The organism is Halogranum gelatinilyticum (genome assembly GCF_900103715.1).
GTDB classification, from domain to species: domain Archaea; phylum Halobacteriota; class Halobacteria; order Halobacteriales; family Haloferacaceae; genus Halogranum; species Halogranum gelatinilyticum.
Window position 1 is genome coordinate 686,122 of the sequence record NZ_FNHL01000001.1, and the last position, 13,823, is coordinate 699,944.

15 protein-coding genes and 1 tRNA gene are annotated in these 13,823 nt (G+C 69.1%); 7 read left to right on the forward strand and 9 right to left on the reverse strand.

Going from position 1 to position 13,823, the window contains the following annotated elements; all coding sequences use genetic code 11:
• Positions 1-40 precede the first annotated feature (40 nt).
• Genes BLR57_RS03515 through BLR57_RS03545 form a run of 7 tightly spaced genes read right to left on the reverse strand, consistent with a single transcriptional unit; the run spans position 41 to position 7,244 of the window.
• On the reverse strand, positions 41-568 hold the full coding sequence (locus tag BLR57_RS03515) for a DUF7261 family protein (RefSeq protein WP_089694183.1): 528 nt from the start codon (positions 566-568) through the stop codon (positions 41-43).
• Positions 565-1,014 (reverse strand): DUF7262 family protein, encoded by a 450-nt coding sequence (locus BLR57_RS03520; protein WP_089694185.1) that lies wholly within the window; start codon positions 1,012-1,014, stop codon positions 565-567. The genes BLR57_RS03515 and BLR57_RS03520 overlap by 4 nt, the downstream gene beginning before the upstream one ends.
• Positions 1,007-1,693 carry a DUF7263 family protein gene (locus tag BLR57_RS03525; RefSeq protein ID WP_089694187.1) on the reverse strand — a complete coding sequence of 229 codons (687 nt, stop codon included), beginning with the start codon at positions 1,691-1,693 and terminating at the stop codon, positions 1,007-1,009. The genes BLR57_RS03520 and BLR57_RS03525 overlap by 8 nt, the downstream gene beginning before the upstream one ends.
• Complete coding sequence (locus BLR57_RS03530; RefSeq protein ID WP_089694189.1) at positions 1,690-2,181, reverse strand: DUF7266 family protein; 492 nt, start codon at positions 2,179-2,181, stop codon at positions 1,690-1,692. The genes BLR57_RS03525 and BLR57_RS03530 overlap by 4 nt, the downstream gene beginning before the upstream one ends.
• A complete protein-coding gene (locus tag BLR57_RS03535) occupies positions 2,174-2,917 on the reverse strand; it encodes a DUF7289 family protein (RefSeq protein WP_089694191.1) in 744 nt (247 codons plus the stop codon). The genes BLR57_RS03530 and BLR57_RS03535 overlap by 8 nt, the downstream gene beginning before the upstream one ends.
• Complete coding sequence (locus BLR57_RS03540; protein WP_089694193.1) at positions 2,914-4,926, reverse strand: type II secretion system F family protein; 2,013 nt, start codon at positions 4,924-4,926, stop codon at positions 2,914-2,916. Before BLR57_RS03540 ends, BLR57_RS03535 begins: the two co-directional genes overlap by 4 nt.
• Positions 4,923-7,244: a type II/IV secretion system ATPase subunit gene (locus BLR57_RS03545; protein WP_089694194.1), complete on the reverse strand. Its 2,322-nt coding sequence runs from the start codon at positions 7,242-7,244 to the stop codon at positions 4,923-4,925. The genes BLR57_RS03540 and BLR57_RS03545 overlap by 4 nt, the downstream gene beginning before the upstream one ends.
• A gap of 219 nt (positions 7,245-7,463) precedes the next feature.
• On the opposite strand from BLR57_RS03545, the gene BLR57_RS03550 reads away from it, so the two are divergent.
• From BLR57_RS03550 to BLR57_RS03570, 5 genes are read left to right on the forward strand one after another with little or no spacing between them, the layout of a single operon-like run.
• The gene (locus tag BLR57_RS03550; RefSeq protein WP_089694196.1) at positions 7,464-8,483 is read left to right on the forward strand and encodes a DUF4129 domain-containing protein; all 1,020 of its coding nucleotides are present in this window, start codon (positions 7,464-7,466) and stop codon (positions 8,481-8,483) included.
• Entirely contained in the window at positions 8,480-9,058 is a 579-nt protein-coding gene (locus tag BLR57_RS03555) for a DUF7269 family protein (protein ID WP_089694198.1), read from the forward strand. The genes BLR57_RS03550 and BLR57_RS03555 overlap by 4 nt, the downstream gene beginning before the upstream one ends.
• The gene (locus BLR57_RS03560) at positions 9,055-10,428 is read left to right on the forward strand and encodes a DUF58 domain-containing protein (protein WP_244509896.1); all 1,374 of its coding nucleotides are present in this window, start codon (positions 9,055-9,057) and stop codon (positions 10,426-10,428) included. Before BLR57_RS03555 ends, BLR57_RS03560 begins: the two co-directional genes overlap by 4 nt.
• Positions 10,425-10,934: a DUF7519 family protein gene (locus tag BLR57_RS03565; RefSeq protein ID WP_089694200.1), complete on the forward strand. Its 510-nt coding sequence runs from the start codon at positions 10,425-10,427 to the stop codon at positions 10,932-10,934. Before BLR57_RS03560 ends, BLR57_RS03565 begins: the two co-directional genes overlap by 4 nt.
• Before the next feature lie 60 nt (positions 10,935-10,994).
• A complete protein-coding gene (locus BLR57_RS03570; RefSeq protein ID WP_139173273.1) occupies positions 10,995-11,243 on the forward strand; it encodes a hypothetical protein in 249 nt (82 codons plus the stop codon).
• Positions 11,244-11,309: 66 nt separating this feature from the next.
• Here the strand turns inward: BLR57_RS03570 and BLR57_RS03575 are convergent, their stop codons facing one another.
• The gene (locus BLR57_RS03575) at positions 11,310-12,260 is read right to left on the reverse strand and encodes an AAA family ATPase (protein ID WP_089694204.1); all 951 of its coding nucleotides are present in this window, start codon (positions 12,258-12,260) and stop codon (positions 11,310-11,312) included.
• A 120-nt stretch (positions 12,261-12,380) separates the two neighbouring features.
• On the opposite strand from BLR57_RS03575, the gene BLR57_RS03580 reads away from it, so the two are divergent.
• Together BLR57_RS03580 and BLR57_RS03585 are read left to right on the forward strand one after the other, a co-directional pair.
• A tRNA-Ser gene (locus BLR57_RS03580) sits at positions 12,381-12,465 on the forward strand.
• Positions 12,466-12,781: 316 nt separating this feature from the next.
• Complete coding sequence (locus BLR57_RS03585; RefSeq protein WP_089694206.1) at positions 12,782-12,964, forward strand: hypothetical protein; 183 nt, start codon at positions 12,782-12,784, stop codon at positions 12,962-12,964.
• Positions 12,965-13,007: 43 nt separating this feature from the next.
• Here the strand turns inward: BLR57_RS03585 and BLR57_RS03590 are convergent, their stop codons facing one another.
• A complete protein-coding gene (locus BLR57_RS03590; RefSeq protein WP_089694208.1) occupies positions 13,008-13,754 on the reverse strand; it encodes a superantigen-like protein SSL4 in 747 nt (248 codons plus the stop codon).
• Between the last annotated feature and the right edge of the window lie 69 nt (positions 13,755-13,823).

The window sequence follows — 13,823 nt, forward strand, 5'->3', positions numbered from 1 at the left end:
GGCGAACGGCCGTCTCGAGGAATTTACGCGACGAGACGCCCTAGCGTCCCACGCTACGGAACACGAACGTCAGCCGCGTCGTCGTCTCGTCGGTCGTGACCCGCACGTCAAGCGCGACCGCCAACGGCTGCGTCTCACCGGCGCGTTCCTGGACGACGACGCCACCCACCGACTCACACGCGCCGAACTCGCGGTTCGGGCCGGTCGGGCAGTTCGCCGCGGCCCACGTCGTCGCCGCCGAGACGTTCCGGTCGACGCGGTAGACGACACCCGACTCCACCCGCGACTCCTCGACCTGCGCGACGAACGGTGCGAGCGTGTCGTTTATCTCGTCGGCGGCCTGGTCTCGCTCCGACCAGTCGTACTCGCCGGTGGCGGCGACGGAGGCGTTGTGGACCGCCCGTTCGAGGACGCGTTCGGCGTCCTCGGCCGGATGGCGGTGTTCGCCGGTCGCCTCGACGTCGGCGTGGTAGCCCAACTGGAGATACGCGGCCACCATCGGCACGAGCGCGATTGCGACGACGGCGGCCGCGACGAGCACCAGCTGGCCTCGGCTCTGCGAACTCATGCGTACCACACCCAGATCGTCACTTCGCCGGAGAGCGTCGTCACGGTCGACTCACCCACCGGGACGCCGGTCGGCCGCGCGTAGCCGACGCTACCGTGGGGTGTCCGGACGCGGTACATCAGGTTCGCCGGGAGGATCCGGTCGACGCGGCGGTCCAGGGCGTCCTGTTCGCGGTCGAAGCTCGCCTCCGAGCGCGTCACCTCCGAGAGCCGCGTCGCCCCGGCGTGTCGTGGCGGTTCCCCCGAGAGCACCGTCGTCGCGTCGGTCGCGTAGGCGTCGAGCTGTGTCTCGGCGGTCTCTGGCTGTGGCAATCCCAGCCCAAAGCCCGCGGCGACTGCGAGGACGAAGACCACGCCGACGCCAGCCTCGATGGCCGACAGTGAGAGCTGACCCCTGTTGGCCGACGGCTCCCCGCGGTCGGCCCGCTCGTCGCAACTGTCACGCATCGACGGTCACCTCCAACACCGCCTTCGTCGTCTCGGTCGGATAGAACGTGACCGTCGCCGTTCCCTGCGGGTTCGGCGTCGTCGTGAACGCCAGCCGGGTGGTCTCGAAGCGAGAGACTTCGACGGTCGACTCGCCGTCACCCGCCTGACCGACTCCCTCGTCGTCGTGGAGGACGACGCGGTCGTTCGCGCGGACCGTCTCGACTGTCGTTCCGTTCGCACTGTCGACGTCGACGGTGACTTCCGACGTCCGTCGCGGGAGGGTCAGCGTCGTCGACTCGGCGAGATCGAGGCTCCGCGTCGTCGCCTCCCGTTCGGCGACGAGGACGACCCGGCGGACGGTCACACCGGCCGCTGGCTCGCCGCGTTCGACCAGGGTTCGGTCACCCAGTCGGACCCGGACCGAGCCGTTTCGCGCCGCTGGCGCGAGTTCGTCGAGCCGACCCGCGTCGAGACGCTCGACTGCGGTCGCGTTCAGGACGTTCGCACGCTCGGTCGCGGCACTGTCGGCGGCGACGAGTCTGTCGGCGACCGCGCTCGCGGCCCGCCTGTCGATCGGGTCGCGGTCCGCGCCGATCAGTGCCCCGTCGGCGAGCGCGACGCTCACGGCCGTCACGGTCGTGAGGAGGACGAGCGCGACGGCGAGGACGGGAAGGTTCGCCTGCGCTCTCGCGCTCATCCGGCCACCTCCAGCCGGACGCTGACGTCCGCCCCGCCGTCGACGACGACGAGCAGGTCGTCGGTGCTGTCCCAGACGCCGGAGACGTCCGTCACCCGGTCGGGGAAGGCGAGCGGCAGCCGTCCCGACACGGCCGCGTCGGGATGGTCGAGCACGAGCGTCCGGTTCGTGACGCGCAGTCGGTACTGTTCGTCGCGGATGGTCCGCGGCAGGTCTACGCGCGTCTCGCTGTGGACTCCCGTTGCGTCCGGCGGGACGGCCACTTCGATACGCTCGGCGGCGGCGACGAGCGTTCTGTCACCGACCTCGTCGGCCGCCGCCGTCCGGTACTCCGGGACGATACCACCGTAGAGCGCGACGGTGACGAGGCTCACGAACAGGAGCACGATGCCGATTTCGAGCGTCTTCCCCACGACCGGCGAGAGGCCACGGCGGTCGGCACGGAGACCGCCGCCGACGTCCGACCGGCGGTCGCCCGCGTCAGCCACCGTTCACCTCCACGCGGAGGTCGTGGACCACGAGATACGTGGTCCTATCCTCGCCGAAGTCCGCGACGACGCTGTCGACGCCGTCACCGTCGAAATCCCGGCGACTGGTCGTCGCGTTCGCTCGCCGGAAGTACGACTCCCAGGCGGCGGGCGTCGCGGTCTCGACGGCGACGCGGTAGCTGTCGTTGCCCAGCGTCCGGCGGCTGTGGCTGACGTCCGTCCGGAGTGTGACGCTGGTCTCAGACCCGCTGACGGCGTCGGGGCCGCTCGCGTTCAGCCGGGCGACGCCGATGACAAGCACGTCGTCGCTGGCGACGACCGGCGGCTCCGTAGCGAACCGTGCACCCTCGCCGGTCCCGCGGACGACGCCCCCGGAGAGGAACGCGACACGGTGCTCGGCGTTCTCGTAGACGAGGCCACCGACGGACTCGGTGGCGACGACCCCCGAGTCGTTCAGGACTCGGACGCTGCGGTCGACGCGGCGGAGGGTGCCGTCGGTGAACGAGACGGTCCCCCTCCCCGGCCCGGTCGCCTCGACCGGCTCGAGCGTGCTCTCGAAGTCGGCGGTGACGCGGCCCGCGTCGGCCGTGGCGGCGTTGCTCTGAACGATGGTACCGACGCTGGCAGTGAGGACGCCGAGACTGAGCATCGTCAGTCCCAACAGGAGGGCGACGCCGACGACGGCGGACTGGCCTCTGCGCTCGGTCCCGCCGTCGAGAGAGGTTTCTCGGCTCATACCATCCCCGCCCCCGTGAACACGACGTAGCAGACCGTCACGAGCGCGCTCGAGTGGAGCAACGCCTCGTACTTTCCACGGCTCGCCATCCCCGCGAACCAGCCGGAGGCGAGCATCGTCGCCTGCGTGACCACGTAGAACCGGAAGCGGTCACGCGCGGGGTCGATTGCCGTCGGGTCGAACGCGAAGCCCGAACCCCCCGAGAGCGACGACAGCTGGGCGAAGCCGTCGAGCACGTAGCCGTTGACGGCGACGGTGATGCCGACGACGAGGAGGGCCGTCGTCCAGCCGACGGCGACGTAAACCAAGAGGCTCGACCGGAGTGCCTGTTTTTCGTGGTAGAGTCTGGCGATTTCGGCCTGGAGCGTCTCGAAGACCGCTTCGGTATCGCTGCCAGCGTCGAGCGCGCCGGTCACCAATCCCATCGACTGTTCGGCGAGCGGCGTCCCGACACGGTCGACGAAGCGGTCCAACGCGGCCGAGCGGAGATCCGTGTCGCCGTCGTCGCCCATTCCGTCGTCGTCCGTCCCGTCGTCCGCGTCCGCCATCGCTCCGCCGAGGCCCTCCCGCGTCGTCAGCGTCAGGTTGAACGCGAGGTCGGTGACGTCGGCGTTGAGCGCGCCGAGGTCGACGTCGCGGGCGACGAGTTCGACCGCTTCGGGGAACGGCCGCCCCAGACTGACGTGGCCGGAGACGGCGTGGACGAAGTCCTCGATCTCTCTGTCCTTCGCATCGTCCAGTCGGGCGCGGTGGACGGCGACGACACCGACCGGCAGCCCGTAGGCCACGTAGCTGAGCAGGATGACGTCGACGGGATGGTAGTCCAGCGTCCACAGGGCGGCCGCCGCGATGACGGCAGGTACCGCGAGCACGACTGCGGCACTCGCGGGGTTGGTCGTCGCCGTCCGCAGCGTCTCGACGAGACCCGCGGGCCGACGGTAGCTCGTCGACTGGTCGGCCGGTCGCAGGTCGGCGACCAGGACGCTCGCACCGACGCCGACGACGAGGACGAAGACGGCACTCCCGTAGACGATGGCCGCCCGTACGGAGAGGCTCCCGAGCGGGGTGACGATGGGAGCCGACAGGCCGGGGGCGAGCACGCTCATCACCGTCAGGACGATGACGAGCAGCGAGGGCATGACGAGGAGGACGATGAACAGTTCCGCGAGGAGTTCCAGAAACCCCTCCGCACGCTCTCTGGCCCGTGCCTGTCGGTGGCCGAGCATCCGGCTCTCCATCCGAAGATAGTTTGCGAGTTCGTCGGACCCCTGGTTGGCGTGCTCGCGGAACTTGAGCAGGAACGGCGCGAGCATATCCCGCGACGGCGTGTCGCGGGCGACCCGGCGCAGTCCCTCGCCGACGCTCCCGGTCAACGCGGCCGTGTTGAGTGCCTTCCGGACCGAGACGGCCGTCTCACCGTAGGCGTCGCTGTCGGCGACCTTCCGGAGCATCTCGCGCTGGCTCTCGCTACCCGACGAGAGCGCGTGGAGATAGCGAACCGCACCCGGAAGGGTCCGCTCGATGTCGGTCCGGCGGGCCGACGCGAGCCACCGCAGGTGGAGTCCGCCGAGACGGACGACGGCCCACTTTCCCGCGGTGGCGACGGCGAGTGCGAGACCGACGGCGGCGTAGGAACGCGGCATCGCGGGCACGCCGACCTGCGAGACGACCGGAATGCCCGTCTCGAGAAAGTCGGCCACCGCCGCCAGCGTCGACGCCGGGACCGCGACGGCGACGAGAAACGTCGGAACGAGCAGCGCGGCGAAGGCCAGCCAGGACGCGCCGTAGACACGGGCGAGATAGACGTCGAAGCTCACCCGGAGGTCCGTCCCGCGGTACTGTCGTCGGTCGGCGGCGTGGCCGTCGGCGTCGGCGTGGCGGGCGAAGAGCGCGTAGAGTGCCCGGTCGGGGACAGAGAGCGACCCCGCGCCCGCCGTCGAGTCGGCCGAGTCGGCCGTATCGGCCGCATCGCTCGTCGACGCGGTCGTCGACGAGTTTCCGAGGCTCATCGGCCGCTCCCGGCGCGGCTATCGCCGTCGACGGTCTCGTTTCCGACTCCACCGTCGGCGACGGCTTCTGACTCCGCACCAGTCTCGCGTCGTCGCTCGGCCAACTCCAACTGTCGGCTGACGCGTTCGACCGTCGCGGCCTCGTCGGTTCGGAGGTCTGCGAGGAACTCGAACAGTGCCGTCACGTCGCTCACGCCCTCGCGGACGAGATACTGGACGTACCGGTGCTTGCGGTGGAACTCGGCTTCGACGGCATCGACGTCGCGGTCGGTCCGACTCGCGAGACGCTCGAAGGTCCGAACGTCGACGGTTCGGCTGTCGTCACCCAGTTGGGGATGGCCGTAGTCGAGGTGGAACTCGCCCGCCGTATCGCGCCACGCGACGGTGTTCCAGTAGACTTCGACGCCCTGTTTCTCGACGACTCCACAGCGGCCGGAGACCGTCTCGTACTCCTCGGGTGAGAGGAGTTCGACCACCTCGCCGACGTACCGCTCGCCGTCGACCTTCCGCGGGAAGACGACGAGGTCGAGTTCGCGGAGCAGATACGGGGGCAGTCCCTGTTCGACGACGCGGTTGACGAGCGTCTCGATGTCCTCGGCGTGGGTGGTGCCGATGACGCCGTGGCCGGTGTTGAGCGTCTCCGCGAAGGTCTCGAAGCTCGCGGGCGTGTTGATCTCGGCGATGACCTCGACGTCGGGGTTCAGATAGTTGGTCTCGGTCATCAGGTCGGCCATCGTGACGCGCTTGTACTCGTTCTCGTGGTCGCGGGTCGTCAGCGACACGCCCGTCTCGTGGGGCAGGTCGACCTCGCGAGACCCTTCGTCGATGCTGATGGGCCGGTCGTCGTAGGGGATGAAGGGCATATGCGCGTTCATCAACGTTGTCTTGCCGACGCCGGTCGGTCCGGAGAAGAGCACGACGCCGTGGTGTTCGTAGAGCAACCAGAGCAGCGTGACCAACTCGGTCGAGAGCGCGTCGGCGTCGACGAGGTCGACGGGCGTCATCGCCTCCGGCGACTGCTTGCGGATGGAGACGTGCGGCCCACCCTCGCTGATGACCGGAAGTGCGACCGCACACCGAATCGTCTCGTCGACTGTCGGCGGGTCGAGGTTGACCTTCGCGGAGGGCGTCGTCGCGTTCAACTCCGTGCCGTCGCTGGCGGCGAGTTGGGTGACGACGTTGACGAAGGCCGTCTCCTCGTCGAACCGGAGGTTCGTCGGCACCCGGCCGTCGCGACGTTCGTCGCCGACGACGTCGGTGCGCGGGACGACTTTCACGCGCTCGCCGACGCGGTTGGCCTCGATGTCTTCGAGATGTGGGTCACGGATGGGGACGGTCAGGATGCTCTCGCCGACGTAATCTCTGAGAACGTAGTAGACCAGATCGTCCAGTCGGTCGTCGGCGAAGCGGCTGTTCACGGGCGGGACGGCGAGGTCGTACTCGGCGAGCGCGCGCTTGAGACGGAACGTGGCCGCGTCGAGCCACGCGCGGGTGTTCCGCGCCGTCAGCCGCCGCGAGAGGAACTGTTCGGCCCGGTCGCCGACGAACGCGCGGCGATCCTCGACGACGCGCTCGACGTTCGCCTCCCAGATGCGGGATTTGCACTCCTCGATGAGTTCCTCGTCGCCGGGCAGCAGGTCCGGTTCGAGGACGGCGTACTTCGTCGTGAACTGGTCGCTCCCGAGGACGTGCTGGCGGTAGACTGCGACGTCGACGCCGAAGCCACAGAAGGGGACGGTGTAGCGCGTCAGCCGTTCGCCAGCGACGTTGCTGACGTACTCGGCGTCGGCACCGAACTCGGTCGTCGCAGGCGCGTAATCCTCGGTGTGGACGACGAGGCGACGGTGTCCCGGCTCGGCGGCCGCGTCGCCGCCCGCGTCGACTACGTCGATTCGACCGTCGAGCGCGAGCGGCGTCAGGTCGCCGAGCATGCGCAACTCGCAGAGCGCGTGGTAGTCGACGCGACGGCGGGTCGCCGCGGAGGTCTCGAGCAGGCGGTCGAGAACGCGCTCGTACTTCGGTGCGAAGCCGGATTCGGCGCGCTCGACGGCTCCCTCGCGCGTCAGCGGTCGGCGGCCGCTGGCGGCACTGAAATGCTCGCGGACCCGTGCCATCGCGTCCGCACCAGCGGTGCCGAGGACCGGTTCGCGGACTCTGTACGCGAAGCCCGTTGCGGTCTCTCGGACGGTGGCAACGACGTTCGGATGAACCTCGTACTGGGCACGGACGTCGGGAGCGTACCACGCGTCGGCGTCGTCCGGCGGGAGCGGCGGCGGGACCGTCGTCGACGAACTCGGTTCGCGTCCGGTGGCTGACATGGCTGGTTCTCGTGTCCTTCTCAGGTTTAAAATTTCTGTCCTGCTAGTGTTGGATTATCTCTCCACAGCACTCAGAAACGACGGGCAATGGGACCAGCGACTGGGGGAGTCACGCCATGCATCCGCGGTCGACCCGACCGTTCTGTTGTCTTCCCAACACCACGACGGCCTCGAAACGTCTTTACCTCGTTTCTTGCTACCTCGTAGCGTGACTCGAAAGTGAACCGCAAGACTGCCCTGACAGTGGTCCTCGCGCTCGCGGCGGTCGTCGCCCTCTCGCTCTCGGCGGCCACCCTCGACACCGCCACGAACGTCGGGTCGGGGGGTGCCTTCGGCGGCGGTCCGACCAGCGACTCGGGTCTCGGCGGTGACTCGTCGTCCGAGCGGGACGTCGGACTGCAGGGAGACCCCCTCGGCGGCGGGGCCCCGATCCAGATCTGTGTGCCGTGGCTCGCCTCGCAGGGAGCTATCGCCGGTCTCCTCGCAACCTTCGCGCTCCTCGCGACGCTCGTCTACTGGCGGTCGCGCTCGCTGCTCGTCGTCGTCGCCATCCTGTTCGTGACCGGCATCCCGACCGGAATCGTCCACGCACTGCTCACGAGCTGTCAGAGTGCCGCGTTGAACCGACCTAGCTCCCTCATCCCCGGAGCGGGCAACAACACCTCCTTTTTCCCCGGTGCGAGCGGCGCGACCGGGCTGAATCAGGCCGGGGAGACGCTGTCGACGCCCTCCGCGCTGCTCGGCGTCGTCCTCCTGCTCGCCGTCGTCGGCAGCGTCCTCGCGCTCTTCATCGCGACCGGCGACGAGGAAGAACCCCGGCCCGAGGCGGCCGCGGAGGAGCTGCCCGAACCGGATATCGCCGCCGTCGGCCGCGCGGCCGGTGCGGCCGCCGACCGGATCGAGGCCGACGCCGACGTGGAGAACGAGGTGTTCCGCGCGTGGGCGGAGATGACCCGCTCGCTGGACGTCGCCCATCCGCAGTCGAGCACGGCCGGAGAGTTCGCGACGGCCGCCATCGACGCGGGGATGGCCCGCGACGACGTCGACGAGCTGACGGGTCTCTTCGAGGACGTCCGCTACGGTGGGGCCGACGCGACGGCCGAGCGCGAGCAGCGGGCGCTCGCCGCGCTCCGGCGTATCGAGTCGGCGTACGCCGAGAACGGAGCCGGGCCGGCCGACGCCGCTGGCGACGCCACTGCCGACGACGGCGACGACGGCGGCCCGGGAGGTGACCGATGAGCACGGCCTCGGCGAGTCGGCTGAGCCGTGTCGTCACCGCGGTCGGGCTCGGCGCGGTCGGCTTCGGGCTGGTGAGCGTCGCCCTACGGGAGACGTTCGGCTTCTCCGTGAGCTACACGTTCGTCACGCTGGTCGGCCTGTTGGCGGTCGCACAGGGACTTCGCGCCGTGAGCGGCCGAAGGCGGACCGACGGCGAGGCGACCGAGACGGGCGACCCCGAACTGCGGTATCGGGTGCCCACGCCCGGTGACGACTTCGACCGGCTCCTCGGCGACACCACCGGCTGGTCGCTCCGGAACGTCTCCAGACGGCACGACGTGCGCGACCGGCTCCACCGGGCCGCCGTCGACGCGCTCGTCACCTACGAGCACTGCACGGCCGAGGAAGCGAGAGCACGCATCGAGAGTGGGGCGTGGACCGACGACCAGGTCGCCGCCAGCCTCCTCTCCGATTCGGTGCCGTCGCCACCGCTGCGGCTGCGGCTTCGGCGACTGCTCACCCGCGAGTCCGGGTTCGCCTTCCGGGTCGCGCGCACGGTCGACGCCATCCACGCGGTACAGGAGGGTCGCCGGTGAGCGAATCCGCCACGAACTCGAAGGAGGACTCGGTCGGTCGGGACTCGGCCGACGGGGGTGACACCGTCGTGGCCGACGACTCGCACCAGCCGGTGGAGTCCCGGCGGGCGTTCGACACGAACCGGTGGGTCGGTGCGACCGCGGTCGCGTTCCTCCCGGTCGGCGTCGCCATCCTCTTCGGCCGTCGCCCCGGGCTCCTGCTCGCGGCGGTCGTCGGCATCGCCTACGTCGCCTACGCCCGCAGCGGCGAGGCACCGGTTCCCGACCTCCGGGTCGAACGCGAACTGAGCGACGACACGCCCGACGGCGACGACGAGGTTCGGGTGACCGTGACCGTGACGAACACCGGCGAGTCGACGCTGCCGGACCTCCGACTCGTCGACGGCGTCCCGCCCGCCTTGGCCGTCGTCGACGGCTCGCCGCGACACGGCGCGGCACTCCGGCCGGGCAAGCGGGCGTCGTTCGGCTACACCGTCACGGCCGTCCGCGGCGAACACGAGTGGGAGCCGATGCAGGCCATCACGCGCAACGCCAGCGGGTCGCGAGAGCGCGTCTCGGCGGTGGACGCCGCGACGACGATGCGGTGTCTCCCCCGGCTCGACAGCGCGGCCGACATCCCGTTGCGCGGGCTGACGACGCAGTACACCGGCCGCATCGCGACCAACGTCGGCGGCTCGGGGCTGGAGTTCCACTCGACGCGGGAGTACAAACACGGCGACCCGCTGAACCGCGTCGACTGGAAGCGGCTGGCCCGAAGCGGCGAACTCGCGACCCTAGAGTTCCGCGAGGAGCGTGCGGCGACGGTCGTCGCCCTCGTCGACGCCCGCCAGGAGGCCTATCTCGCGGGAGACCAGGGCGAGGAGAACGCGGTCGAACGCGGCGTCGACGCGGCCAGCCAGGTCGTCTCGTCGCTGCTCGACAGCGGTGACCGCGTCGGCATCGCCGCGCTCAGTGCCGAAGAGTGCTGGCTCGCGCCCGGTGTGGGCAACGACCACCGCGCCCGTGCCCGACAGCTGCTCGCGACGCATCCGGCGTTGGCGGCGACGCCGGGCGACGGGAAGTTCTTCCCCTCGATTCGGCTGCGGCGGCTGCTCAGACGGCTGCCGACGGACGCACAGGTCGTCCTCTTCTCGCCGTTGGCCGACGACTACCCCGTCTCGGTCGCCCGCCGGCTCGACGCGACGGGCCATCTCGTGACGGTCGTCAGCCCGGACCCGACAGGTGAGGAGACCACGGGCCACCGGCTCGCGACGGCCGAACGCCGCAACCGCGCCAGTCGCCTCCGGCAGGCGGGGATCCGCGTCGTCGACTGGGGCGACGAGCCGCTGGCGACGACGCTCACGACCGCGACACGGCGGTGGTCCGCATGACCCGTGAACCCCGCGAGATCGACCGTTCGCCCGCCATCGTCAGCAGCGGTCTCGCCGTCGTCGCGGCGGGCGTCAGCGTCGTCGGCACGGCGTTCGGCGCGCCGACCGGCGCGCTCGGCGGGGCGGCCGGACTGGTCGTCCTCGGACTCGGCTTGCTGCTCGCGTCGCGCCGTGCGGTCACCGTCGGCGGCGGCCTGCTCTTCGCCGGTGTCCTCTTTGCGGGTGCCTCCGGTGCGAGTGCCGAGCCGCTACTGCTCGGGACGGTCGGGGCGGTCGTCGCGTGGGACGTCGGCGACAACGCCATCAGCGTCGGCCAGCAACTCGGCCGGGCGGCTCGCACGCGTAACACCGAACTCGTCCACGCGGCGGCGAGCCTCGCGGTCGGCGGTGTCACTGCCGCAGTCGGCTACGCGGTCTACCTCGCGGCCGCTGCCGGACAGCCGCTGACGGCACTCGTCTTCCTGCTGCTCGGTGCGGTCGTCCTCGTCTCGGCACTCGGTCGCTGACCGTTCTGTCACCGCCGAAGCGGCGAATAGTTTTATCACCTGTGCTCTAAAAGTAACATAGTGAGAAGGCGAGTCATCCACACGTCACGCCGGGTGGCTGACGTGAGAGCGTCGGTCGCCGTCGACCGAGGCCTCGGGGCTGGCTCGCGCTCCCAAGCCATGTGTGAATTCAACCAACACTGTACCCGAACGCCCGGTCTGGTCGTCACGGTCGGCCCGGACGAGGCCGTCCTCGACTGCTGCGGTGCCGTCGTCAGCCCGTCGCTGACGCTGAACGACGAGGCGACACGACATACGACGTCGCCCTGAATGGGCCGTCGGCGATTTCGCCGACCGTTCTTCGGCGACGAGAGTGATTCGTTCCGTGCCCGACCCTCACTCGACCGTCGGGACGGCGACTTCGGCCAGCACGTCGTCGACGACGTCGGCCTTCGAGACGTCGTTGACCTTCGCGTCCGGGGTGAGCACCAGTCGGTGTGCGAGGACCGGCTGGCAGATTCCTTTGATGTCGTCGGGCGTCACGAACTCACGACCGCGAAGCACCGCCTGTGCGCGGGCGGACTCGAATAGCCGCTGGGTCCCGCGGGGGGAGACGCCGATGGCGACGCGGCGGTCCCGGCGGGTCGCCTGGGTGAGTTCCGCCATGTAGGTCAGCAGGTCGTCGTCGACGTGGACCGACTCGGGCGCGCGCCGGATGTCGAGGACTTCCTGCTCGCTCAAGACCGATTCGACCGACGGACTGCGGTCGATTCGGCCTGCGCGGCGACGGAGCAGTTCGACCTCGCCGTCGAGGTCGGGGTAGCCGATGGCGGTCTTGACGATGAAGCGGTCGACCTGCGCCTCGGGCAGCGGGAAGGTTCCCTCCTGCTCGACGGGGTTCTGCGTCGCGATGACGAAGAAGGGCTTGGGGAGCTGGTAGGTCGTCCCGTCGACGGTGACCTGTGCCTCTTCCATGGCTTCCAGCAGCGCGGCCTGGGTCTTCGGCGGCGCGCGGTTGATCTCGTCCGCCAGCACGACGTTCGCGAAGATGGGACCTTGGGAGAACTCGAAGGTGCTCTCCTGTTCGTTGAAGACGTTGGTTCCGGTGACGTCGGAGGGCAGGAGGTCGGGCGTGAACTGGATGCGGGAGAACGACAGTCCGAGTGCGGTCGCGATGCTGCGAGCCGTCAGCGTCTTCCCCGTGCCGGGGACGTCCTCGAGGAGGACGTGGCCACGGGAGAGGACGCCGAGCATGACGCGCTCGAGGAACTCGTCCTCGGCGATGACCGCGCTCCGGACGGTCTCGAACACGTCGTCGCAGGCGTCGCTTGCCTCAGCGATGTCCATGCGGGCAGGGACACTACCCCCGCACTTATGATAACCGATTGCACGTTACAGGGTTGACATTCTCAAGCCATCGAGAAACCGAAACCGATTAAACGTATCACGGCGCAGTTGTGAGTGGAAGCCGAGATAGCCTAGCCCGGCCAAGGCGGTAGATTCGAAATCTACTGTCCATTCGGACACGTGAGTTCAAATCTCACTCTCGGCGCTTCTCACGGACACCAACCCGTGAGCGACGCTTGTATCGCTCGGACCATCTGATTCGCTGTACACGACCACGTGAGATTTGAAGCAGGGAGCGAACGCCAGTGAGCGACCGTGGTTCAAATCTCACTCTCGGTGCCTCTTCCAGAACTACCCCGACGAGCGACGCTTGTATCGCTCGTACGACGTTCCGAGTCCGACCGCTGACAGCAGTCACACGACCGTCAGACGGTCGTCGCACACCACCCCGACGCTGTCTTGCGGTTACACTTTCACTCTACTAGGATGAGTTACAAGTCGGTTCCTGTGCAAAGTCGTGTATGGACGTGCTTCACATCTCGACGACGAACGCGGAGGAGACACGGGCGAACCGGCGAGTCGACGTGACCGAGATGGACGCGAAAGCGGTCACCGACTACGTGCGGAGCGAACTCAGCGGGGCGTCGGTTCGACTGGAACGCCGTGCGAACCGGACGTACTTGGTCGCCGACGGACTGCAGTAGAGTTCAAAAGAGGGACTGGCGGCTGTTCGGAGAACGAACGGGGTTACTCGTCGTTCGCGCCACCGAACAGGCTCGCGAGGATGTCGCGAACTGCCTGGTGGACCTGCTCGACGTGGTCCGGGAACCGCTCCGTGAGGCTCGCCGGACCGCGCGTCTCGACGGTTTCGTCCACGCTGTTGGCTGATTCTCTGTCCGAATCCGACTCGGTAGCCTCGCCAACGCCGTCGGCATCGCTGTCGTCGGCAGCAGGATCACTATTGGCAGCGTCGGCCGAGGCGACCGCGCTGACCGCGTGGCCCTGCCTGCCGGTCACGGCGTCGTCGAGATACTGACCGATAGTCAGATGGATGGTCTGGACCTTCTCGGGGACCGACTCCGGGAGTTCGTGGTCGGGGCCGCGGGCTGGACGGTCGGTCGGAGGGTTGCTCGCGGCACTGACAGTGGTTCCGGCAGATGAGTTGGGGGCGGCCGCCGCTGGGAGGGTGACGTGTTCGGGGGCCTGTTGTACGTCGGGGCCGGTCTCGGGCTGTGCGGTGGGGGCGTCAGCGGGGGCTGCGTCTGGAGTGTCAGAGGGGGCTGTGTCGTTGGAGGCTGGCGTGTTCGCGTTCGGAGTCTCATCCGGACGGTCGGTGGATCTGTCGTCTGGAGTCATCGGCTCCGTCGCGGGACCTTCTGCGGGGACGCCGTCCGTGGGCGTCCCGCTGACAGCGGAATTCGGGAGGGCGGATGCGACGCCCACCGTCGCGAGCAGCATCGCGAGTAGCACGGCCGTCACATCTCTCGTCTTCATCGCTCTTCGTCTGTACTACGTCGGCGACGAGGATAAAGCGGCAATTTCGTTCTGGACCGTTCGGTGCTC